Raw genomic sequence first — 22211 nt, 5'->3', positions numbered from 1 at the left:
CTTACATTAAGATGAGCAGCTTACTTCTAGGTCTTTTCCCCACTCAGGGCTACGCATGGCCAAAGAGTTACTCTCTGGGTGCTCCTCAAAAGGACTAGATAAGACCGCAAGCAGCTGACGAAATGGCAAATAATTCCCCTTTTCAGCAGCTGTTATGACTTCATGAGCCAGATAATTTCTTAAAACAAATTTTGGGTTAACGCACAGCATCATGTGCTGGGCATTAGCCACTTGTGATTTATTGCGCACAGACCAATAGTAGTCAAGCCATTGAGACATTGCTTCCCTATCGATCACCTCATCTAAGAGTAATTCTGGATTGTTAGGTGTTAAATGCGACAGAGATCTAAAAAAAAATGAGTAATCGAGCTTTTCACGGCGCAGTAGCGCGAATAATTTTTCTAGTAAAGGTTCAAGACTTTCATCTACTTTGATACCAAGCTTTTGTGCCATCAAGGTATCGTAATGATCTTGTAGGCAGGGCTCGTAATGCTTTAACACCTCAATCAGATCGTCACGAGTCAAATGACCTGAGAAAGCGTGCATTAAGCAGTTTAGGTTCCAAAGCCCTATACCGGGTTGACGATGAAAAGCATATCGACCGTCATGATCGGAATGATTACTAATCCAGCGATCATTGAAATCTTCCATAAAACCAAACGGACCGTAATCGATGGTTTCTCCTAAAATAGAGAAATTATCGGTATTCATTACCCCATGCTGGAAACCAACCGCTTGCCACTTGGCGATCATTCGAGCAGTCCGCTCAACCACTTCAATAAGCATGGCTTTTATTGGTTGTTCAGTGTTGAGGCAATGGGGGAAATAATTTTCGAGAGTAAAGTCGATGAGACGCTGTAGCTCTGTGGTCTTTTTATGAGCAAAAAAGTATTCGAAATGCCCGAAGCGAATGTGTGTTTGAGCCGTGCGAATGAGCATAGCGCCGATTTCGGGACGTTCACGATAGACAGCTTGCTGACTATCATACAGAGCTAAAGCTCTGGATGTCGGAATACCAAGAGCTGCCATTGCTTCACAGGCCAGATATTCACGGATAGATGAGCGAAGAACGGCTCTACCGTCCCCTTGCCTGCTGAATGGCGTTTGCCCAGAACCTTTTACGTGAAGATCATGGTAGGAGCCATCCTGAGCGATGACTTCACCCAGCAAAACACCTCGCCCATCTCCTAGCTGTGGCGTAAAACCACCGAATTGATGGCCAGCATACACCATACTAAGGCTGTCGGATAAAGTGGTTTCGCCAGATAAGATAGAAAGCGTCTGCGCATCAGTCACATCAATTGCTAAATGTTGAGCATGAAGTTTGTTTATCTCAACCAACCGTTGCTCTTGCAACGGTTGTATATGGGTATGAGCACTAAACTCATTACCTAATTGAGCAAAACGATGCTGCAAACGCATAAACTATTTCTAGTCCTGATCTCGAACGTATTCGCAACGAATAGACGTACCGATGGTCGCTTCAATTTCAGGGATCATGAAAGAGTCATCTTCTGTTGCAAAGCTAACAGATTTACCTTGTTCGCCACCACGACCAGTACGACCGATACGGTGCACATAATCTTCAGGGTCATCAGGTAATGCATAGTTAACGACTAGCTCGATGTTATCGACATGAATGCCACGGCCAGCCACATCTGTTGCAACTAATACCTGAATGCTTCCGTCTTTGAACTTAGCAAGGGTTTTAACGCGTTTATCTTGTGAAACCTCACCTGATAGCATGGCACAGTTAATGTTAGCCTTCTTCAGTTTTTCGTGGAGATCACGGGTCTCATCACGGCGGTTCGCAAAAATAATGGTACGTTGACTACCATTTTCTTCGATTAGCTTTTTCAAAATTGGCCATTTTTGGTTATTAGAAACCGTGTAAATGACTTGATCGATGTTTTTATTCGTTGTTTCTTTAGGAACAACAGACACTTCTTTTGGATGGAATGTCCACTGACGAGCCAATGCCTGAATGTCTTTCGGGAACGTTGCACTAAACAGCATCGTTTGTCGGCGCTCTTTATGAGGCGTCATACGAATAATGCTCTTCACGTCTGGGATAAAGCCCATTGACAGCATACGGTCGGCCTCGTCTAGCACCACACATTCTACTTTGTTCAACATGACTTTTTTGCTTCGTGCAAAGTCAAGTAAACGGCCTGGCGTAGCAACGATTAAATCAACAAACTCTGTCTCAAGTTGCTGACGCTGTTTGTCATAGTTCATACCACCAACCAATGACACAACATTTAGATTGGTGTACTTGGTTAACTTCTCTGCCTCATCAGCAATTTGCAAAGCAAGCTCACGAGTTGGGGCAATGATTAGACCACGCGGGAAGTTGTTGGCACGTTCACCTTCAACTGGGTAATCTAAGAAGTCACTGATCATCGCAATTAAGAATGCGGCTGTCTTACCGGTGCCTGTTTGAGCTTGACCAATCAGGTCATAACCTTGAAGTGTGGCAGGTAACGTCGCGGCTTGAATCTCACTGCAGTATTCAAACCCCATGGTTTGAATGGCTTTCATCACACGATCCGGTAGGTTCATATCATGAAAACGTACTTTGCCTTCAACTTCAGCGACCTTGAAGTCTTTAATTGACCAAAGTTCTCCATTAGGCGTTTCTTCAGCAGTTGGAGTACTAGCTCCCGTTGCGTTAGCACTGCTTTTGTTGTGTTTACGACGGGGTCTACGTTGGCGCTTTGGTCCCTTTGATGCAGGGCGCGCGGCTTCTTGCTGTTTTTCCATGTGAGAGTCTTTAATCTCTATTGAATGAATGTAGGTACTCAAGGCACAAAGTGTACCTAAATGGGAACTCTTTATCACCTTAAGTTTGGTTAAATCTGTTTGTAAGGTGGCAAGCTGTTGATTAATTGTCTACCGTAGCGCTTCGTATGTAAGCGCTTATCCAGAATATGAATTTCGCCACTGTCAGTTTCACTTCTCAGTAATCGACCGGTTGCTTGAACAAGTCGTAACGAGGCATCCGGAATCGTAATTTCCATAAATGGATTACCTCCACGTCGCTGAATCCACTCTGCTAATGTGGCTTCTACAGGGTCATCTGGAACCGCAAATGGGATTTTGGCGATGTACACTCTTGTTAAATATTTACCAGGCAGATCGACACCTTCCGCAAAACTTGCCAAGCCAAATAGCAAACTGCCTTTGTCGCCATCTATGGCATCTTTGTGGCTTTCCAAAATAATACGTTTCGACTGCTCCCCTTGAATCAGTAAGATGTCTTTAAGGGGATCTTTTAGGCCAGCAGCCACTTCTTCCATTTGGCGTCGTGAGGAAAACAACACCAACGAGCCAAGCGATGTATCGACGTTGTCGTTCAAGTATGTGATGAGCTCTTTTGTATGAGCTTCTGCATGATTGGGCTCGGACGTCATATTCGGAACAACCAGAGTACCCTTGCGCTGGAAATCAAAGGGACTGACGACTCTTAGGTATTCGCTTTCTCTTGGCACACCAGAGCGCATATTAAAACGATGAAATTCGTTTAACGCAGTCAGTGTGGCCGATGTCACCACAGCACCAAAACACTTATCCCACAGCTGCATTCTCAGCGTATGAGCCGCCAAGATCGGTGATCCGCCTAGCTCTATGTCTTGTTCAAGCCCTTGTCCAACCACCAGCAACCAGCGAGCGTTTGGGGGATAGTTTTGATCGTCCAGCGCCGCGTAAAGCTTCCATAGTTCCACACAAGCTTCTAAGCGACCAAGGATGACACCAAGGATCGGCAGCCAGTTCTCTGCGGTTTCTTCGGTTAATCCCATCCCTTCGTTTTGTTTCACCTTTTTACATTCGTCCTGAATGCTCTCAATCTGGTTAAACAGCTTTTGATAGGAAGTAGATAAGCTGTAAGCAAGCTGTCTTAACTCATCAGGAATCACACCAAACTCAAAGCGATGTTGTCGCGAGTCTTCATCTAAACCTAAATTCTGAATAAATGGAGCGAGCCCTTGCTGTGCATACTGAATAAAATTGATCGTGCTTTGTATCTGCTGTGGCAATTTTAGAAGTATTTGCCCCGTTAAACTGACCTCATCGGTTAGCTCTTGACGTAGGTTGATCAAGTTCTTATCTAGCTGCTTAAGCCAACTAATGCTTTGCTGAAGGCGAACTTCATGTCGGAAATGACCGATTGCTTTGTCTGGTAGGTGGTGTCCCTCATCAAACACATAAATGGTTTCTTTGGGATCGGATAAGATCGCACCGCCACCTAATGATAAGTCAGCTAACACCAAATCGTGGTTAGCCACGATGACATCGGCCGTCTCTAACTCTGCTCTGGCTTTAAAAAACGGGCAAGCAGAAAAATTAGCACAATTACGGTTCGTGCACTGCTGATGATCGGTGGTTAAACGTCGCCAATCCTGCTCACGAATAACGCCTTCCCAATTATCTTTATCGCCATCCCACTTGCCATCACGAAGTGAATCGTCCATTTCCTGATACAAAACGGTATTTACATCATCAGGTGTTAAGTGTTGCTCAAACAGGCCCGCAAACATATCTTCAGTGGCTTGATCTTCCGCACTTAAAAAGCTCTCTAAATTATTTAAGCAAAGATAGCGACCACGACCTTTGGCCAAGGTATAGCGAAACGTGTAATCGGTGTACTCCAGCAGGCTTGGTAGCTCTTTATGGAGAATCTGCTCCTGCAGCGCAACAGTGGCTGTTGATATGATTAATTTAAGCCCTTTCGCTTTCGCAATGGGGATTGCAGATAAACAGTAAGAAAGTGTTTTACCAGTACCTGTTCCAGCCTCAACCACGGCAACATGCTTCTCACCAAGCCTTTCGCCTTCTGAACCTTGTCGTATATTACCAAGCGTTCGTGCAATCGTAGCAATCATATGACGCTGACCAACACGTGCTTTATGGCCCTTAGCTTCAAGGTAAGCGCGATAGGCTGTTTGTATATTTTCTTTTATCGAGTCTGAAAGCATGGAATATAGTTGAGCAATTGATTGATAGCTGTATATAATAACAGTAACTGTATAAACAAACAGATGCCGTATGATTAAATTAACAAAAAGACAGTCTGACGTACTAGAAACAATTCGCGAATTTATTAACGAAACAGGTTTTCCACCTACTCGTGCTGAAATTGCGGCGCGTTTAGGCTTTCGCTCACCAAACGCAGCAGAAGAACATTTAAAAGCGCTTAGCAAAAAAGGCGCAATAGAAATGCTTTCTGGCGCTTCTCGTGGCATTCGCCTTGTAGAGCAAGAAGCACCTGTTAGTGCGAACGATGAAGCTGGCACTTTACCAATCGTTGGACGAGTCGCCGCAGGTTATCCAATTTTGGCACAAGAGAACATCGATGCCAGAATCCCTATTGCCGCCGAAATGTTCTCACCAAAAGCTGACTACTTACTGTCTGTTAACGGCATGAGTATGAAAGACGCAGGCATTCTAGATGGTGACCTGATAGCTGTCCACAAAACTCACACCGTTCGCAATGGTCAGATCGTGGTGGCCCGCATCGGTGACGAAGTAACCGTGAAGCGATTTGAGCAAAAAGGTCGTGAAGTTCGCTTAATCCCGGAAAACGAAGAATTTAATGACATTATCGTAGATCTGGAAAGCGAAGACTTTGCCATTGAAGGGCTGTCGGTTGGCGTAATACGACGAGGCCACTAATCAATTCTTATAATCAATTCCTGAAAAGCCTCTAGTGATAGAGGCTTTTTTATGGCATTGACCATGATTCGATACGGTTTATTTAATGCAAAATCCGCGGCATAAACTCTTCATCGTGCACATCGCCTTCAGACGAATCCATGCCACCGAAATCTTCTGAATAAACGAAGTCGATGCCCGCATGGAACATGCACTTGGCAAGCTCAAAATAACGGTCTTTTAGGAAGTCTTTCGTATCATCGGAAATCGTGAGTGTTGCAATAGGAGTTTTATCGTCATCCTCCCCTGCTGGGCGTAAGACAATCTCACCATTTTCCAATTCGACAATTTCTAAGTATGTATCTTTCATCACTAATATTCAGCTGCGTCTTCGCGGTAGCGTAAGACTAGCTCTGTTAAAGAGCTCAAAATGTATTTCGTAGATGTGCCAGCATCAGAGCCGCGACCAATCAATTCCACTCCTGCTCCATAGGACTGATTAGCCACTTGGCAATCTAAGGCGGCTTGGAAGGCAATATGCAATTGGCTCAACCAAGATTGACCATTGCTTTTCAATAGTGCCAACTCATTCAGCACAGGAACACTGATCCCTTTCGCATTTGCGGCTTGAAGCAACAAGTCTAAATCGAGAGCAGCAGGTAGGCTGTAAGAGGTTTTCACCTCTTGCAGCAATCCATTCAGGCCACTTCTTAACTGGAACAATGCAGATGACTCGAGGCTTTGAGTCATCCAATCGTTATCCATTTCTGTTGCTTGCTGAAGCAGTCTTCTAGCAGCGTCTAGACGCTGGTTGGTTACGCTTGCTAAGCTTGAGCTACTCATTTCTTCTTACCGTGTTCGATTTTCCATTTACCACCTTCATAGAAAGCCTTCCAGCCAGTAGGCTTACCTTCTACTTCAGTCATAATGTATTGCTCTTTAGTTTTACGGCTAAAGCGAATAACGGTTGGGTTACCCTCTTCGTCCTGTAAAGGGGCTTTATCGAAGTAGTGGTATTTAGGATCAATTTGATCCATGTAAGGCTTCAACTCTTTTACCAATGGTGGTCGCGTCTCACGCTTACGCGGGAATTGACTTGCAGCCAAGAATAAGCCAGTCGCACCATCACGCAAAACATAGTGATCTTCTACTTTTTGACATGCCAAATCAGGCATTGGTACTGGATCCATTTTTGGTGGAGCCACTTCACCATTTTTCAAAAGCTTACGAGTGTTCTTACATTCTTCGTTGGTACAGCCGAAGTACTTACCAAAACGACCAGTCTTAAGCTGCATTTCAGAGCTACACTTGTCACATTCAATGACAGGGCCGTCATAGCCTTTCAATTTAAAGGTGCCTTGCTCAACTTCGTAACCAGTACAAGATGGATTATTACCACACACATGCAGCTTACGATGCTCATCAACCAAGTAGCTATCCATAGCTGAGCCACAGATATCACAACGACGCTTGTTGATCAGTACTTTAGATTCGCCCTCTTCATCATCTACAGCAACCGCTTCATCACCGCTTACCAAGTTGATCGTGGCTTTACAGCGCTCTTTTGGTGGCAATGCGTAACCAGAACATGATAGGAAAACGCCTGTACTTGCTGTACGAATCTGCATTGGGCGCCCACATGTCGGACAAGGAATATCTGTTGGTGTTGGTTCGTTTGGAGCCATACCACCGTCTTCAGCTTCTGCTTGATTCAAGGTCTTGCTGAAATCTGAGTAGAAGTTATTCAGAACTTTGATCCAATCCTGCTCGCCTTCTGCAATGTCGTCCAACTTCTCTTCCATTTGTGCAGTGAAGCTGTAGTTCATTAGATCGTCAAAGCTTGCCACCAAGCGATCGGTTACAATGTCTCCCATCTTCTCAGCATAAAAACGACGGTTTTCAACTCGAACATAACCACGATCTTGAATCGTAGAGATGATCGAAGCATAAGTGGAAGGACGACCAATGCCGCGCTTTTCTAGCTCTTTTACAAGGCTAGCCTCACTAAAACGAGCCGGTGGCTTCGTGAAGTGTTGCGCCGGATCTAAGTTCAGAAGGGTTAGTTGATCGCCTTTTTGTACATCAGGCAGGATCGTATCTTCTGCTTTCTTACCTACAGGGGTTAACACGCGCGTGTAACCATCAAAACGAAGGATGCGGCCTTTAGCACGTAATTCGTATTCACCCGCCATCACAGTGATCGTTGTCGACGTGTATTCTGCAGGCGTCATTTGACAGGCAATAAACTGATTACGGATCAAATCGTAAAGACGATGAGCGTCTTTATCCATGCCCTGAAGCATGTCTTGGGTAACCGTTACGCTTGATGGTCGAATCGCTTCGTGCGCCTCTTGTGCGCCCTCTTTGCTTGAATAGCGCAGTGCTTCTTTTGGTAAGTAAGCATCACCGTAACTCGATTGAATAAACTCGCGAACAGATTCTACCGCTTCTTGGCTCAAGTTGGTCGAGTCAGTACGCATGTAAGTAATGTAACCCGCTTCGTACAAACGTTGAGCGAGCATCATTGTCTTTTTAACACCAAAGCTTAGGCGAGTGCTGGCAGCTTGCTGCAGAGTAGACGTGATAAATGGTGCTGAAGGCTTAGACTTAGTCGGTTTGTCTTCACGATTAGCGACATTAAACGGCAGCTTTTCAATTCGCTGAACATGCTCGTCAGACTGCTCTTTAGACGTTGGGCGGTATTCTTTACCTTGGTACTTAGCGGTTTCAAAGGTAATATTTGAATCATCTTTTGTCGCTAAGTTAGCATCCAACTCCCAGAACTCTTCTGGAATGAAAGCTCGAATTTCTTTTTCACGCTCAACAATTAGGCGTACAGCCACAGACTGCACACGACCAGCGGATAAACCGCGGGCAACTTTTGCCCACAGGAGTGGTGACACCATGAAGCCAACAACACGGTCAAGAAAACGACGTGCCTGTTGAGCGTTGACTCGGTTCATGTCCAAGTCAGATGGCGTCTCAAAAGCGGATTTGATGGCGTTTTTAGTGATCTCGTTGAACACTACTCGCTTATAGCGGCTGTCATCACCACCAATGGCTTCACGTAAATGCCACGCAATCGCCTCACCCTCTCTATCCAAATCGGTTGCGAGATAGATAGTGTCAGCATTTTTGGCTAGGCGTTTTAGTTCATCAACGACTTTCTCTTTACCAGGAAGCACTTCGTAGTGAGCAGCCCAATTTTGCTCAGGGTCAACACCCATACGGTTGATGAGCTGTTTGCGAGCTTTAGTGCGTTTGTAAACCGCTTTTTCTTCTGGACTCATCTTTCGAGTTAAGGCCGCTTGCTTAGCACGCTCCTGCGGAGTGGAGGTTGATGTAGTCCCTGCAGGCAGATCTCGTATATGACCTACACTCGACTTTACGACAAAGTCGTTGCCGAGGTATTTGTTAATTGTTTTCGCCTTAGCTGGCGATTCCACGATAACTAGAGATTTAGCCATTGAGTTGTTCGAGCCTTAATTACTTTTGAAAGATGAACGTAGTTTGAATACTTTAGGGGCGCAGATATTAAGCAAAGCGCTATTATATGACAAGCAATCCCTTACAGATTCGCAACATTCCTATTGCCGAGTCCAGCATTTGCCCTTTAACATACTGAAATCATTTAAAAAGGACAATCATGGCCACGCTTCAGATCTTAACTATAGTCATTCTTTTCATAATCGTACTGGTTTCAGTAGTGATTGGCTCTCGTGCACATCAAAAAGAACAGGAGCTAAAAGAGCGTCGACTAAAGTATCTACAGTTACAAAATCGCGCTGATCGTATGGAGCAGCACATCATTGGTTTACGCGGCATAAATACCGACATGATTGTCAGCGATGTATTCTATGACTTTTATTTGGAGAATTTAAGGGAACTAGTTTCCTACTCGGATGATCCTGAAAAAATAGAAGAGCGTATCGCTAAAGCTGAAGCAGAACGTGAAGACGCACCCACTGAGTTTAATCTTGAACCAGATGAGATGAGTTTCCACGAGAAAACCAAGTACAAAGAACGGTTAACGAAAGCAGCGAAAATGCTTCTTTACATGCGTCGTAAAGGTCGTATTAGCAACACACACTACAAACTTTGCTACACCTACTTACGCTGGCTTAACCTATGGATTCAGTTGAATCGTCAGATTGTACAGGCAAACAAGAATTTTCATTCTGGTGACATGCGTGTAGCGCAGACCCTATATAGTGTCATCTTGTCACATTTGAAATCTAATAATGTTGATCGACCAGAAAAGAAAGAATTAGAAAAGTTTGTCGATGAACGAATGAAAGAGATTTTTGCACCACAAATCATGGCGATTCAAGATGCTGAAAACCCCGAGGAAGTGCTCTCGGAGTTTATGCATTCTTTGGAAGATCAAAGTCAAGCCGAGGCTAACCAAGACGAAGCTGCAAAAGGTCCTCAATAAGCTCGTTAGCCTCATTCACGGTTTCTTCGTCACCTTTCTCTCGCCAGTACAAGCTTACTTTCGCTGCGCTTATTTCTATTGCCACAAAGACACCATGATGTTTTTCCAATATAGAAATAGCGCGCTCTGAAAGAGTAAATGATTGGCTTGCATACCAATTTTTACAAACTTCCGGGTGCTTCCAAACCTCATATGGGTATACATTGATATCGCTAAAGTCTTTAAGCGGTTTTTCACGATACTTGTGATAGGCACAGACACTTTCCTTTTCTGTTACCTTATCCCATTTATCGGGCAGTTCAATACTGGTTAATTGAACGGTGATATTGTGTTTTCGAGCTAGCATCCGAAGAGACATTTTTTCTCGCTCTCTCTTTGAAGGCATGATCCATAAAGCGGACCCCATCAAGGAAAGGGTAATAAACACTACAATTAAAGCTGTCATTGAATTACTCTTAAAGTGTTGAGAACAAATGGAACCCAAAATTGGAGGTATCCCATGCCCTACCAACGCATTGTTTTGGCGGTGGATTTAACGGACCAAAGTATTTTAGTTGCCAACAAGGCCGCTGCAATGTGCAAGGCGTTTGATGGTCAACTGACTATTATCCACGTTATTGAGTCTTTAAACTACGCTTACGGCGGCGATGTGCCGATTGATGTAAGCGACATTCAAGAACAACTGCAGACTACAGCAAAACAAAGAATGGAAGTCTTAGTTGATCAACTAGATGTTCCTGTACAAGCCACTGTCGTTACCCAGGGTGGTATTGAAACCGAAATCCATCGAGTAGCGGAAGAAAATAACGCTGACTTAATTGTGGTCGGCAGCCATGGCCGACATGGCTTGGCTTTGCTTCTAGGTTCAACAGCCAATGGCGTACTGCACGGCGCACCATGTGATGTATTAGCTGTTCGTGTTAAATCAGGTGACTGATCCGAGATAGAGACATCGATCTAAACAAAAGGGAGGCAAAGCCTCCCTTTTTAATACTCAGTCAATACGTAAAGACTTAACCACGTGTCCAGGTCGTGCCTTCACGTGTATCTAGCAGTGTAATCCCCTGCTCTAATAGCAAGTCGCGAATCTCATCACTGCGTGCAAAGTTTTTATCTTTACGTGCTTGTGCACGTTCAGCAATAAAACCTTCGATCTCTTCAGCAGACAAACCTTCGTTAACCGTACTGTTTTGCATAAAGTATTCTGGGTCTTGAGATAGCAAACCAACAAGATCCGCCAATGCTTTAAGTTCAGCTGCAAGCATTGCTGCCTGCTCGCTTCCCTCTGCACGTGCTTTGTTTAGCTCACGCACTAACTCGAACAGAACAGAAAGCGCTACAGGTGTATTGAAATCATCACGCATCGCATCTTCAAAGCGTTGAGTGTATTCCGTAGCAACATAGCTACTTGCGATTTCTTGACCACGAAGCGCTGTGTACAGTCGCTCAAGTGCTGTCTTGGCTTCTTTCAAGCTCGAGTCAGAGTAATCAATACTGCTGCGGTATTGGCTCGATACCATCAGGTAACGCACTACTTCTGGGTTGAACTTCTCAAGCACTTCACGAATCGTGAAAAAGTTGCCTAGTGACTTAGACATTTTCTCGTTATTTACGCGAACCGCTCCACAGTGCATCCAGTAATTAACATACTGCTCGCCTGTTGCCGCTTCAGATTGCGCAATTTCGTTTTCGTGGTGTGGAAACTTAAGATCCGGGCCGCCACCGTGGATATCAAAATGATTACCAAGGCAGTGAGTCGACATTGCTGAACACTCGATGTGCCAGCCTGGGCGACCTTTGCCCCAAGGAGAATCCCAAGAGACTTCACCAGCTTTCGCAGGCTTCCAAAGTACGAAATCCGCTGGGTGCTCTTTTGAAGCTTCCACTTCAATTCGAGCACCAGCTAGCATATCCTCAAGTTTACGGTTGTTTAACTTGCCGTACTCAGAGAACTTGCTTGCACGGTAAAATACATCGCCGCTTTCGCCTTGGTATGCAAAGCCTTTATCCACTAATACTTGGATCATGTCGATGATCTGCTGCATGAACTCAGTTGCTTTAGGCTCTTGGTCAGGCAGTTTATTACCTAGAGCCAATTCATCTTCGTGCATTGCCGCAATCATGCGTTCGGTAAGCTCAGATGGCTTTTCACCGTTTTCCTCTGCACGCTTAATGATCTTGTCATCAACGTCCGTGATGTTACGAACAAATGTCAAATCGTAGCCAATGTGACGCAAGAATCGCGTGATGACATCGAAAGAGATCATCGCCCGCGCGTGACCAATGTGGCAAAAGTCATAGACTGTGATGCCACATACGTACATTTTTACTTTACCTTCCTCGATCGGCTTGAACTCTTCTTTCTTGCCGGTCATGGTGTTAAACAGTTTTAACATGCTATGCCTTAGCCTTTCGCTTCGATTTTCGCCCAAGAATCACGTAGTGTCACAGTACGGTTAAACACCATACCTTCTTCTTTCAAGTCACGACAGAAGTAACCTTCACGTTCAAATTGGAAACCAACGCCCGCTTCTGCTTTCGCAAGAGACGGCTCAAGTTTCGCATTTTCTGCAACAGTCATTGACTCAGGGTTAATGAAGTCTAGGAACGTTTTGCCTTCGTGTTTCGCATCCGGGGCTTCGTCATTGAATAAACGGTCGTATAGACGAACTTTAGCGTCCACAGCGTGCTTAGCGCTTACCCAATGGATAACGCCTTTTGGTTTGTAACCTTCTGGGTTAACACCAAGCGTGTTTTCATCGTAAGAACATAGCAGCTCAACAACGTTACCATTTTCGTCTTTAATGGCTTCGTCACAGGTAATCACGTAGCCACCACGCAGACGCACAGCAGTACCCAGACTTAAACGCTTCCACTTACGCGGTGGTACTTCTTCGAAGTCCGCGGCATCAATGAAAAGCTCTTTGCTAAACGGCACTTCACGGGTACCTGCTTCTTCGTTTTTCGGGTGGTTGCCAACGGTGAAGATTTCTTCTTTATCTTCTGGGTAGTTGGTCAGTGTCACCTTAATTGGGTTCAGCACGGCCATCGCGCGGTTTGCATTAGCATCTAAATCTTCACGGATTGCGTGTTCAAGCATACCAAAGTCAACGATACTGTCTGACTTAGTCACACCGATACGTTCACAGAAGTTTCGAATAGAAGCTGGCGTGAAGCCGCGACGACGCATACCTGAAATAGTAGGCATACGTGGGTCATCCCATGCTTCCACGTGATTTTCATCGACCAATTGTTTTAGCTTACGCTTACTTGTCACCGTGTAGTTTAGGTTTAGACGCGCAAACTCAATCTGCTGTGGGTGCGCAGTACCAAGTGTTTCAAGCGTCCAGTCATATAGCGGGCGGTGATCTTGGAACTCAAGTGTACAAATAGAGTGAGTAATGCCTTCTAGTGCATCTGATAGGCAGTGGGTGAAGTCATACATTGGATATACGCACCACTTATCACCAGTTTGATGGTGATGGACGTGGCGAATACGGTAGATAATTGGATCACGCATATTGATGTTTGGGCTAGCCATATCAATTTTCGCACGTAATACTTTCTCACCGTCAGCGTATTTGCCATCACGCATTTCTAGAAATAGTGCTAAGTTTTCTTCTGGCGTGCGGTCGCGGTATGGACTGTTTTTACCTGGCTCTTTTAGTGTGCCACGGTATTCACGCATTTGCTCTGCGTTCAACTCACAAACATAAGCTTTGCCTTGTTTGATCAATTCGCAAGCTAGCTCAAAAAGCTTATCAAAGTAGTCTGATGCGTATTTAGGCTCACCCGCCCAATCAAAGCCAAGCCATTCAACGTCACGTTTTATTGACTCGATGTACTCAACGCTTTCTTTTTCAGGGTTGGTGTCGTCGAAGCGTAAGTTACATTGGCCTTGGTAACGTTGTGCTATGCCGAAGTTTAGGCAGATAGATTTAGCATGGCCGATGTGAAGATAACCGTTTGGCTCAGGCGGAAAGCGCGTTAGGACTTTGCCACCGTGTTTGCCAGTTTCGTTATCTTTATCAATAATTTGGGTAATGAAATTCCCAGTTTTAGACGCTTCTGACATGTTATGTTCGAATCCCGATTGGTGTTCATGTAACGTTTAGAAAAATTAGCGTTAGAGTATATCTGATTTTGTCGATTGATTGGTATGTTCAAAAGCGAAAACTACGCCACAACAAAGACTTTCATAACGAAAAATACCATCACGCCAACACATATCGTGAGTAACTGACGCTGAAAGAACAAGCCAACTACAAGACATGTTAGCGCCCCAACTAGCCAAGGGTTAGAGAGCGTAAGCAAAAGTCCACTGGCATTGGTTAAGGACATAGGTGCAATGATGGCGGTTAACACAGAAATCGGCACAAATTTCAGCGCTTTATTTAACCAGTCTGGGATGTGAGCTTTGTGCGCACTCGCAAACAGAACCGTCCGTACAGAATAAGTTACTAAAAACATACCGATGATAATCAGTGTTAGCTGTGCATTAGACATGTTTCGCCTCCTGTGAAGCATTCTGAGCATTGCCACGATCGAGTACATAACCCGTTGTTACCGCCATCAATGTGGCCATTATCAATCCTAGGTGGTTTGGCATCTCGCGCAATGCCACCGAAGCAACGATTGCAACAGCAAACGCCCCCCAATAAGGAACGCTTTTCAAATACGGAGTCACAATGCTGATAAACGTGGCAACCATGGCAAACTCTAAGCCCCATTGGCTGATACCTGGTATCAACTCACCAGCTAAAGCACCAATAATCGTTGTCACATTCCACATTAAATAAAAGCTAAAGAATGAGCCGATATAGACTTTGTGACCGGTATCTTTGTTGGCTGACCCCATGTCATACATTGGGCGAACCGCAGCATATGTTTCATCAATGAGCCCAAAACCCATAAATAACCTTAGTTTTAAAGGTAAATGTTTAACAAACTTTAGCATGTCGGCCGCATACAATATGTGCCTTAGGTTGACCACAAAAGTCGTTAATACAATTACCCATATTGGCGCACCTGCAGCAATTAATCCTAAAGCAACAAATTGTGCTGACCCAGCAAATACGATGCTCGACATAGCGATTGCGAACCAAATACTTAAGTCATTCGCGATGGCTAATGAGCCGAACAATAAACCGAATGGAATTCCCCCAATGATCATCGGTATTGAGGCAATAGCGCCTCTTTGCGCATGTCGTAGTGTTTTCATTTTATTCCACCAATTGTTTTATCATTCTTATGTTGGCTCGCGGCACGCTGAACCCATCAACGTCTAAATCTTCAATAAACCCTGCTTTACGATACAACCTAAGTGCTGGTGCCAGTGATGTGTGTGACTCAAGCATCAAACGCTGACCACCTAGTCGTTTTGCTTCATCCATCGCATCACTTAAAAGCGCCTCACCAATGCCCAGTCCTTGATAAGCTTCAGTCACTGCAAGCTTACCAAGCTCAATTTCATGAGCTGAATGAGGCAACACATAATAAGCACCTATGACCTCTCCCCCTACGCTGGCAACTTTTACAACACCTCCTAAGTCACCAATATATTTCTGAGGTTGGCTTAGTAATTGTCTGTCCTTGGTGTAGATTTCATTGCAAAAGTATTTTTCAAGCCATTCCAAGTTAAGTTGCTTAAATGCTTTAAAGTCTTTGTCGGTGTTACAGGTTTGGATAACTAATTGCTCAGGGTTAAGCCTGTAGATGACTCTCTTTGCATAAGGGCCGTTTAACAGTTCGCCCTCAAGCAGCTCTAATTGCTGAAGAAATGGACCAGAAACACGATCTAGATATCGCTGAAGCTCATCTCCGATCGCTTTTAAGATAGGTTCAGCCTTCAACATTTCCTGCTCGCTTAATGTAGAAAGGCTAATTGATGATCTGCGTTGGTCATCAGGATCTTGAACTTTTAAAAGCAAGCCTTCCTTTAGCATTTTTGTCACTTGCTTACTTACCGCTGGATGCGATAACCCCAATTGCTCTGAAATCTCAACCACTGACAACGGCCCCGACTGCTGCAATAAGCGCAAAATTGGAAAGTAGGTAGATGAGATTTTAAGAGACTGACTTGTATAGATTGACTGAACCTCACTGTATAGATAATCACTTAATCTTTTAAGGCGACTCCCTAGGGATAAAATTCCAAATTGCTCCACGACGAATTAACTCTCACATTATGTAACTGGTTACATACTTTATATGCGTAACCAGTTACGCACAAGTTAATTTGTTACTTCCTCGTTTTATGCGTTGCTATTTCATGGCTAGGACTAGTTAGAAATACGGTTTTTGCTATAATCCGCGCCCTTGAAACGAAGGGGAAATAATCCATGTCAAATAAAGCCGTTGTGGTCTATTCAGGAGGAATGGATTCTTACACTGTGTTGCACACAGCCTTAGCAGAAGGAAAAGAAGTGTATGCGCTGTCGTTTAACTACGGCCAACGCCATAGCAAAGAGCTTGATGTAGCCGCAGCAGTTTGTGCCAAGCACGGCATTCCGCATAAGGTGGTTGATATTTCGGCAATCAATAGCTTGATGGCTGGATCATCACTAACCAGCGAAATCGACATCCCAGAAGGCCATTACGCCGAAGAAAGCATGAAAAATACGGTCGTTCCTAACCGTAACATGGTGCTTCTATCTATGGCGATTGCCTACGCAGTATCGCTTGAAGCGCCAGAAGTTTATTATGGTGCACACTCTGGAGATCATCATATTTACCCAGATTGCCGTCCAGAATTTGTTCACGCCATGAATGCTGTGTCTAAAATTGCTAATTATGAGCCTGTAGAAATTGTTACGCCTTTCTTAAACAACTCTAAGGGTGAGATTTTAGCTGCCGGCTTAGCCATAAATTTGGATTACTCTGATACATGGACTTGTTACAACGGGCGTGAAAAAGCGTGTGGTAAATGTGGTGCCTGTAATGAGCGCCTTGAAGCGTTTACTGAACAAGGCGTCACTGACCCACTAAACTACGAAGCTTAACGATTCGTAAAAAACACGTAACCTGATTTAGCTTTTGCCAAGCAATTTGCTAATGACCGTTATCACTATCAACCCCGACTGTCTTCGGGTGATTGAAGGAATAACCATGTACTCAATTAAAGAAGCGTTCTATTCCCTACAAGGAGAAGGCGCTCATGCAGGTCGCCCTGCAATATTTTGTCGTTTTACTGGCTGTAACTTGTGGACTGGCAAAGAAAAACACCGAGCCAGTGCTAAATGTCAATTTTGCGATACCGACTTTATCGGTACCGATGGTCAAAATGGCGGCAAATTCAAAACTGCAGAAGCATTGATCGAGCACTTAGATACACTCTGGCCTGAACAAACAAGCCATAAATATTTAATCTTCACCGGTGGTGAGCCTGCTTTACAACTAGACGAAGCGTTAATAGCAGCTGCTAAAGCTTCACACTACACTTTGGCCATTGAAACCAACGGAACACTTCCCCTTCCCGATGGCATTGACTGGATCTGTGTTAGCCCTAAAACAGCAGAGCCTTTAGTTGTGAACCAAGGCAGTGAACTCAAGCTCATTTTTCCGCAGGATCATTTGCCACCTAATTTGTTCTCTGACCTTGAATTTGAGCACTTTTACCTCCAACCAATGGATCAGAGTGCCCTTCCAGAGGGTCATGAGCGCATCAATGACGCTCAAGCACAGACAATTCGCTATTGTTTACAGAATCCGCAGTGGCGTCTAAGTTTACAAACACATAAAATGCTCGGCATTGATTGATTTAAACCTAACTGAATAAAGGAAAGTTACATGATCGTTTTCCATACGAATTTTGGCGACATCACTATCGAACTTAACTACGAAAAAGCGCCAAAAACGGCTAAAAACTTCGAAGAATATGTAACATCAGGCTTTTACAACGGTGTTGTATTCCACCGTGTTATCAATGGCTTCATGATCCAGGGCGGTGGTTTTGAGCCAGGTATGAAGCAAAAAGAAACACGTGCTCCAATTGAAAACGAAGCAGACAATGGCCTTGAAAACGTTGCTGGTTCCCTAGCAATGGCGCGTACAATGGATCCACACTCAGCTTCTGCTCAGTTTTTCATCAACGTTGCTGACAACAGCTTCCTTAACCACCGCAGCAAAACACCTGACGGTTGGGGCTACGCAGTATTTGGTAAAGTAACCGCTGGCATGGACGTTGTGAACAAGATCAAAGAAGTTCAAACAACGATCAAAGCAGGTCACCAAGACGTTCCTGCTGAAGACGTGATCATCGAATCAGCTGAGCTAATCAAAGAATAAGCGCATGCTTCGATACTTCATCTCAGATTTGCATTTGAGTGACAAGCGCCTGGATCTAATCCAGGCGTTTGTGCATTTAACAGATGAAATTTGCCACTCAAAAGCACCTTGCGAACTCTATATCCTTGGTGATTTTTTTGAAGCTTACATCGGTGATGACTACCAACCTGATTGGGTTATACAGCTCGATCTTCAGTTACAGAAACTTCACCAACGCAAAGTAACAACTTACTTTATTGCTGGTAATCGTGATTTTTTAGTGGGCGACAGATGGTTCAAACGAAACCAAGTCATTGAGTTGCCAGAACAAAGCCCGCTTACGATTGATGGCATAAAGGTTGTACTCACTCATGGTGATGAGTTTTGTGTTGACGATAAAGCGTATCAAGAGTTTCGTGCCATGGTTAGACAGCCGGCTTGGCAACAGCAAGTGCTCGCCATGCCTCTTGAACAACGCTTAGCACTGGCCCAAAAGCTTAGGGACGATTCCAAAAGTAGCTCTGCTGACAAAAGCATGGCCATTATGGATGTAAACCTTGATGAAATCAGTCGTGTACTGCCATCAGATACGGATTTGCTGATTCACGGCCATACACATAGACCAGCCTTACATGACTCTGAAAACATTAAACGCTTAGTTCTAGGAGACTGGGACAGATCGATCTGGTGCGGTGTTCTAAAGGACAATTCCTTCAAGCATTACTCGATGGACACTCAAAGCTATCTCGATCAAGTAACACCAGTATCTGAGTGGCGGGCAATGCAGACTGTGAATTTATAATCCTCTAATTGTCATCGAAGTTTATAAAATATACATGCATAAAAAAGAGCAGCTAAGCTGCTCTTTTTTTATAAGTGGAGGAGTTCTCGAACCCAGTCAGTTTCAGAGCGATTTCTAGACCGTTTGTATTCTAGATTTCGGTCATGAAGCACTGCAATGGCTCTAAAAAAAGCATTGTTAACCGTCACAGGACTAAGCTCAATGCCGTACTTAGACCACCAGTGTTGCTGAGCTTTACTGGTTAGCACTTGATAAAGGTAATCTAGTTCAACAGTCCCTTGGTAAACTTGCTCGAGATCGATACCCGGATCACTTTTTGCAATTTGTAATGTTAGCCAGTAGGTCACGTCTGGCAATAAATCATTCATTTGAGTGCCCATCGCATGCCCTCCTCTTGTTAGAGCAGTTAATTCGAGTGTAGCACCACAAATGTGTTTGTGAAGAAGAATCTTTACAAACGTTTGTTTTAATTCAGTAAAGGAATGTATCTAAGCAGCTTTTGGCGGACCACTGTGAACTCGAAATTCTACATCTGGTTCTTCGATCAACTGACGCTCTACTTCACGGAAAAACGCCACGCGATCATCAATCGGATGTCCTGCATATTCTTCAGCCAAAGACAGATAATCTTCAAAATGACGTGCTTCAGATTTCAGTAGCGACTTATAGAACTTTGCAATCTCTGGTGGAAGATGTGGAATAAGCACAGCGAATCGTTCGCAAGAACGAGCTTCTACGTATGCACCAATAATTAAGGTATCAATCAATTTTGCTGGTTCATGAGTACGAATGTGCTGACGTAAACCACTTGCGTAGCGCGAAGCCTCAAGATGACGATACTCTATGCCACGATTCTTCATGATTTTAAGTACCTGTTCAAAATGCAGCAGTTCTTCACGGGCAAGTTGAGACATTTTGTGTAAAAGATTTTCCCGATCAACATAACGATACATTAAGTTCATCGCTGTTGACGCCGCCTTTTTTTCACAGTGAGCGTGATCAACTAATAGTAACTCTTCGTTTTCCAAAGCCCATTGCACCCATTCTTTTGGTGACTCACATGGCAAAAAAGCTACTAGCTCAGGATAATCAGTTAACATCAATGCTACCTTTTTTCTAAAAAAAAACGGATTATACTCTCATTGAGACGTTTAATCAGCACAAGCAAAACATTGATTTGGATATCAATTCAGCAATGAATCATTTTTATGACGTAAGTAAATTAAGCATCGGACAGCAAGTCGGCGTTGAAGTCGACCCATATGTGCTTAACTATCCACTAAGCGATGACCGAAGCGTTTGGGTAGCAGACCAAGGCGGCCAATCATTTGTGTTGCGATTTTATCGCTCAGACCGTGGCGATGTGAATCAGTTTCTATCCATTGCTCGACGCCATGCTAAATTGAAACACCCAGCCATCACACGCAGTTACCCACCCTTCTATTCAAATCTGTGGGTTTTTTCGATATATAGCCTATGCGGTGGTGAACGCCTTTTCAGTCATTTAGGAAAGTACCCTGATGGGGCGCCACTCAATATTGTTCTGAGTATTTTTGACCCAATTGCCAAAGCGCTCGATCAAGTACATCAGCATGGCTACATTCATGGTCACCTCGATTTAAGCAGTGTTCACGTGGTCAACGGTGCAGGCGTGTTAACAGGGTTTGGCACTCACAGCTGGCTTGATAAAATCACTGACCAAGATATGGACGAACGTTTTATCCCACCTGAGTACAAAAAACGCCGTCCGAGCATGTCGGTTGCATCCGATAACTACATGTTTATGCGGCTTTTGCTAGCGTCTCTTGTCGGAGAATCATGGCTTGATGATGGAAAACTGGATCACCTGCCTGATCACGTAGACACATTAAACCAAGAGACGTGGGATAAATTACGAAAATGGGCGCATCCATCAGAACGTAATCGCCCAAAATCGTTAGTCGAAGTTATGCGTTTTTTACGTGCCAACTTGTTTTTAAACAGTTCTAAATCGAGTGTAGAACCAGTCAAACGCGAGACAGTAAGAAAACGTAAGATCAACAAGAAATGGCTTTGGTCCGCCCTTGGCACCATTACTGCTTCAACATTTGCCGCAGTCATTTTATGGCCAGAGCCAGAATCTTCGGCTAATCCACCTCAAGTGACTGCTACGGTTTCTGCTGAAAGTCGATTTGATGCGCTACCACAAATTCTAGAAGAAGATCTAAAAGACGGTGGCAAAGCACCAAAAGTTGAAAAAATAGCGCCTGCAACCTTCCAAATGGGAGATATAAATGGCTCTGGCGATGATAACGAATCTCCTGTACACGAAGTTAATATCCCCACTGGTTTTTATTTCAGTAAAAATGAAGTGACGTTTGATCAATACGATCGCTTTGTCGCCGCCACTGGACGAATGCCACCACCTGATAATGGCTGGGGTAGAGCTAATCGCCCAGTCATAAACGTCAGCTGGTATGATGCAAAAGCTTACACGGCATGGTTATCTGAACAAACCGGCGCGGAGTATCGACTCCCCACCGAAATCGAATGGGAATACTCCGCCCGAGCAGGCTCAACCACGGCTTATTGGTATGGCAATGATGTTAAGCCAGGCTACAGTGTCTGTGACAGTTGTGGCAGTCAATGGGATGGCGTATCCACAGCGCCTGTCGCGTCTCAAGCAAGCAACCCACTAGGGATTTTCGATATGCATGGCAACGTAGCTGAATGGGTTGAAGATTGTTATCACGACAGCTATGAAGGTGCTCCAGCAACCAATCAAGTATGGTTATCAGACCAATGTACTGGGAGAGTCCTTCGCGGTGGGTCTTGGTTTGATGTCCCAACGGTAGGACGCAGTGCAACACGGTATCGAGCAGAACCAACCTTAAGAGCTAGCAACTGGGGATTTAGAGTTGTTAGAGTCGTGAAGCTTTAATCCTTCAATAAACAGCATAAATACCACCTATTTTCCATTCATATGCCAATCGGTGCTCTTGAGCACCGATTTTTCGTTAGAATGATATTTGATCTATTTGCCAGTGCCGAGCTCTGCTCTCATGAAAACTCTTATGT

At 44.3% G+C, this 22211-nt stretch carries 22 protein-coding genes; 8 read left to right on the top strand and 14 right to left on the bottom strand.

Annotated features, from left to right (window positions below):
• Positions 1-6: 6 nt before the first annotated feature.
• The 3 genes from C8D85_RS02050 to dinG all read right to left on the bottom strand — a co-directional run bounded on the left by C8D85_RS02050 (position 7) and on the right by dinG (position 4976).
• The gene (locus C8D85_RS02050) at positions 7-1422 is read right to left on the bottom strand and encodes a protein adenylyltransferase SelO (protein WP_133559696.1); all 1416 of its coding nucleotides are present in this window, start codon (positions 1420-1422) and stop codon (positions 7-9) included.
• A gap of 9 nt (positions 1423-1431) precedes the next feature.
• Positions 1432-2763, bottom strand: coding sequence for a DEAD/DEAH box helicase (locus tag C8D85_RS02045; RefSeq protein ID WP_133559695.1), 1332 nt, complete (start codon positions 2761-2763; stop codon positions 1432-1434).
• Positions 2764-2852: 89 nt separating this feature from the next.
• Positions 2853-4976: an ATP-dependent DNA helicase DinG gene (gene dinG, locus C8D85_RS02040; protein WP_133559694.1), complete on the bottom strand. Its 2124-nt coding sequence runs from the start codon at positions 4974-4976 to the stop codon at positions 2853-2855.
• Between the two features lie 70 nt (positions 4977-5046).
• Here dinG and lexA point away from each other — a divergent pair, with 70 nt between their 5' ends.
• Positions 5047-5673, top strand: a complete 627-nt coding sequence (gene lexA / locus C8D85_RS02035) for a transcriptional repressor LexA (RefSeq protein ID WP_133559693.1) — start codon at positions 5047-5049, stop codon at positions 5671-5673.
• Positions 5674-5755: 82 nt separating this feature from the next.
• Here the strand turns inward: lexA and C8D85_RS02030 are convergent, their stop codons facing one another.
• From C8D85_RS02030 to topA, 3 genes are read right to left on the bottom strand one after another with little or no spacing between them, the layout of a single operon-like run.
• Positions 5756-6022 carry a hypothetical protein gene (locus C8D85_RS02030; protein ID WP_133559692.1) on the bottom strand — a complete coding sequence of 89 codons (267 nt, stop codon included), beginning with the start codon at positions 6020-6022 and terminating at the stop codon, positions 5756-5758.
• Positions 6023-6024: 2 nt separating this feature from the next.
• The gene (locus C8D85_RS02025; RefSeq protein ID WP_133559691.1) at positions 6025-6495 is read right to left on the bottom strand and encodes a DUF6586 family protein; all 471 of its coding nucleotides are present in this window, start codon (positions 6493-6495) and stop codon (positions 6025-6027) included.
• On the bottom strand, positions 6492-9119 hold the full coding sequence (gene topA / locus C8D85_RS02020) for a type I DNA topoisomerase (RefSeq protein ID WP_133559690.1): 2628 nt from the start codon (positions 9117-9119) through the stop codon (positions 6492-6494). The genes C8D85_RS02025 and topA overlap by 4 nt, the downstream gene beginning before the upstream one ends.
• A 179-nt stretch (positions 9120-9298) precedes the next feature.
• Here topA and C8D85_RS02015 point away from each other — a divergent pair, with 179 nt between their 5' ends.
• Positions 9299-10087, top strand: a complete 789-nt coding sequence (locus C8D85_RS02015) for a DNA topoisomerase I (protein WP_133559689.1) — start codon at positions 9299-9301, stop codon at positions 10085-10087.
• Here C8D85_RS02015 and C8D85_RS02010 read toward each other — a convergent pair.
• Positions 10053-10532 carry a hypothetical protein gene (locus tag C8D85_RS02010; protein ID WP_133559688.1) on the bottom strand — a complete coding sequence of 160 codons (480 nt, stop codon included), beginning with the start codon at positions 10530-10532 and terminating at the stop codon, positions 10053-10055. The genes C8D85_RS02015 and C8D85_RS02010 overlap by 35 nt on opposite strands.
• Before the next feature lie 54 nt (positions 10533-10586).
• On the opposite strand from C8D85_RS02010, the gene C8D85_RS02005 reads away from it, so the two are divergent.
• Positions 10587-11024, top strand: coding sequence for a universal stress protein (locus tag C8D85_RS02005; protein ID WP_133559687.1), 438 nt, complete (start codon positions 10587-10589; stop codon positions 11022-11024).
• A gap of 76 nt (positions 11025-11100) precedes the next feature.
• Here C8D85_RS02005 and cysS read toward each other — a convergent pair whose 3' ends face one another.
• The 5 genes from cysS to C8D85_RS01980 all read right to left on the bottom strand — a co-directional run bounded on the left by cysS (position 11101) and on the right by C8D85_RS01980 (position 16254).
• A complete protein-coding gene (gene cysS / locus C8D85_RS02000; RefSeq protein ID WP_133559686.1) occupies positions 11101-12483 on the bottom strand; it encodes a cysteine--tRNA ligase in 1383 nt (460 codons plus the stop codon).
• Between the two features lie 8 nt (positions 12484-12491).
• Positions 12492-14162 (bottom strand): glutamine--tRNA ligase/YqeY domain fusion protein, encoded by a 1671-nt coding sequence (locus C8D85_RS01995; protein WP_133559685.1) that lies wholly within the window; start codon positions 14160-14162, stop codon positions 12492-12494.
• Positions 14163-14263: 101 nt separating this feature from the next.
• On the bottom strand, positions 14264-14593 hold the full coding sequence (locus C8D85_RS01990) for an AzlD domain-containing protein (RefSeq protein ID WP_133559684.1): 330 nt from the start codon (positions 14591-14593) through the stop codon (positions 14264-14266).
• Positions 14586-15308, bottom strand: a complete 723-nt coding sequence (locus tag C8D85_RS01985; protein WP_133559683.1) for an AzlC family ABC transporter permease — start codon at positions 15306-15308, stop codon at positions 14586-14588. Before C8D85_RS01985 ends, C8D85_RS01990 begins: the two co-directional genes overlap by 8 nt.
• Before the next feature lies 1 nt (position 15309).
• A complete protein-coding gene (locus C8D85_RS01980; protein WP_133559682.1) occupies positions 15310-16254 on the bottom strand; it encodes a bifunctional helix-turn-helix transcriptional regulator/GNAT family N-acetyltransferase in 945 nt (314 codons plus the stop codon).
• 174 nt (positions 16255-16428) lie between these two features.
• On the opposite strand from C8D85_RS01980, the gene queC reads away from it, so the two are divergent.
• The 4 genes from queC to C8D85_RS01960 all read left to right on the top strand — a co-directional run bounded on the left by queC (position 16429) and on the right by C8D85_RS01960 (position 19154).
• A complete protein-coding gene (queC, locus tag C8D85_RS01975) occupies positions 16429-17088 on the top strand; it encodes a 7-cyano-7-deazaguanine synthase QueC (RefSeq protein WP_133559681.1) in 660 nt (219 codons plus the stop codon).
• Positions 17089-17194: 106 nt separating this feature from the next.
• Positions 17195-17845, top strand: coding sequence for a 7-carboxy-7-deazaguanine synthase (gene queE / locus C8D85_RS01970; protein ID WP_133559680.1), 651 nt, complete (start codon positions 17195-17197; stop codon positions 17843-17845).
• A 30-nt stretch (positions 17846-17875) separates the two neighbouring features.
• Positions 17876-18373 (top strand): peptidylprolyl isomerase, encoded by a 498-nt coding sequence (locus C8D85_RS01965; protein ID WP_133559679.1) that lies wholly within the window; start codon positions 17876-17878, stop codon positions 18371-18373.
• 4 nt (positions 18374-18377) lie between these two features.
• On the top strand, positions 18378-19154 hold the full coding sequence (locus tag C8D85_RS01960) for a UDP-2,3-diacylglucosamine diphosphatase (RefSeq protein WP_133559678.1): 777 nt from the start codon (positions 18378-18380) through the stop codon (positions 19152-19154).
• 68 nt (positions 19155-19222) lie between these two features.
• On the opposite strand, the gene C8D85_RS01955 is transcribed toward C8D85_RS01960, so the two are convergent.
• Together C8D85_RS01955 and C8D85_RS01950 are read right to left on the bottom strand one after the other, a co-directional pair.
• Positions 19223-19534 (bottom strand): hypothetical protein, encoded by a 312-nt coding sequence (locus C8D85_RS01955; RefSeq protein WP_133559677.1) that lies wholly within the window; start codon positions 19532-19534, stop codon positions 19223-19225.
• A gap of 108 nt (positions 19535-19642) precedes the next feature.
• On the bottom strand, positions 19643-20254 hold the full coding sequence (locus tag C8D85_RS01950; RefSeq protein WP_133559676.1) for a MiaE family protein: 612 nt from the start codon (positions 20252-20254) through the stop codon (positions 19643-19645).
• Positions 20255-20349: 95 nt separating this feature from the next.
• Here C8D85_RS01950 and C8D85_RS01945 point away from each other — a divergent pair, with 95 nt between their 5' ends.
• Complete coding sequence (locus C8D85_RS01945) at positions 20350-22074, top strand: SUMF1/EgtB/PvdO family nonheme iron enzyme (RefSeq protein ID WP_133559675.1); 1725 nt, start codon at positions 20350-20352, stop codon at positions 22072-22074.
• Positions 22075-22211: the final 137 nt, after the last annotated feature.

The sequence above is a fragment of the Marinomonas communis genome (assembly GCF_004363305.1).
GTDB classification, from domain to species: domain Bacteria; phylum Pseudomonadota; class Gammaproteobacteria; order Pseudomonadales; family Marinomonadaceae; genus Marinomonas; species Marinomonas communis.
This window is presented reverse-complemented; position numbering and strand designations above follow the sequence as displayed.

Coding starts and splice junctions, on each gene's coding strand:
- C8D85_RS02050 (WP_133559696.1), bottom strand. CDS start 1,422: ATGCGTTTGCAGCATCGTTTTGCTCAATTAGGTAATGAGTTTAGTGCT.
- C8D85_RS02045 (WP_133559695.1), bottom strand. CDS start 2,763: ATGGAAAAACAGCAAGAAGCCGCGCGCCCTGCATCAAAGGGACCAAAG.
- dinG (WP_133559694.1), bottom strand. CDS start 4,976: ATGCTTTCAGACTCGATAAAAGAAAATATACAAACAGCCTATCGCGCT.
- lexA (WP_133559693.1), top strand. CDS start 5,047: ATGATTAAATTAACAAAAAGACAGTCTGACGTACTAGAAACAATTCGC.
- C8D85_RS02030 (WP_133559692.1), bottom strand. CDS start 6,022: ATGAAAGATACATACTTAGAAATTGTCGAATTGGAAAATGGTGAGATT.
- C8D85_RS02025 (WP_133559691.1), bottom strand. CDS start 6,495: ATGAGTAGCTCAAGCTTAGCAAGCGTAACCAACCAGCGTCTAGACGCT.
- topA (WP_133559690.1), bottom strand. CDS start 9,119: ATGGCTAAATCTCTAGTTATCGTGGAATCGCCAGCTAAGGCGAAAACA.
- C8D85_RS02015 (WP_133559689.1), top strand. CDS start 9,299: ATGGCCACGCTTCAGATCTTAACTATAGTCATTCTTTTCATAATCGTA.
- C8D85_RS02010 (WP_133559688.1), bottom strand. CDS start 10,532: ATGACAGCTTTAATTGTAGTGTTTATTACCCTTTCCTTGATGGGGTCC.
- C8D85_RS02005 (WP_133559687.1), top strand. CDS start 10,587: ATGCCCTACCAACGCATTGTTTTGGCGGTGGATTTAACGGACCAAAGT.
- cysS (WP_133559686.1), bottom strand. CDS start 12,483: ATGTTAAAACTGTTTAACACCATGACCGGCAAGAAAGAAGAGTTCAAG.
- C8D85_RS01995 (WP_133559685.1), bottom strand. CDS start 14,162: ATGTCAGAAGCGTCTAAAACTGGGAATTTCATTACCCAAATTATTGAT.
- C8D85_RS01990 (WP_133559684.1), bottom strand. CDS start 14,593: ATGTCTAATGCACAGCTAACACTGATTATCATCGGTATGTTTTTAGTA.
- C8D85_RS01985 (WP_133559683.1), bottom strand. CDS start 15,308: ATGAAAACACTACGACATGCGCAAAGAGGCGCTATTGCCTCAATACCG.
- queC (WP_133559681.1), top strand. CDS start 16,429: ATGTCAAATAAAGCCGTTGTGGTCTATTCAGGAGGAATGGATTCTTAC.
- queE (WP_133559680.1), top strand. CDS start 17,195: ATGTACTCAATTAAAGAAGCGTTCTATTCCCTACAAGGAGAAGGCGCT.
- C8D85_RS01965 (WP_133559679.1), top strand. CDS start 17,876: ATGATCGTTTTCCATACGAATTTTGGCGACATCACTATCGAACTTAAC.
- C8D85_RS01960 (WP_133559678.1), top strand. CDS start 18,378: ATGCTTCGATACTTCATCTCAGATTTGCATTTGAGTGACAAGCGCCTG.
- C8D85_RS01955 (WP_133559677.1), bottom strand. CDS start 19,534: ATGGGCACTCAAATGAATGATTTATTGCCAGACGTGACCTACTGGCTA.
- C8D85_RS01950 (WP_133559676.1), bottom strand. CDS start 20,254: ATGTTAACTGATTATCCTGAGCTAGTAGCTTTTTTGCCATGTGAGTCA.
- C8D85_RS01945 (WP_133559675.1), top strand. CDS start 20,350: ATGAATCATTTTTATGACGTAAGTAAATTAAGCATCGGACAGCAAGTC.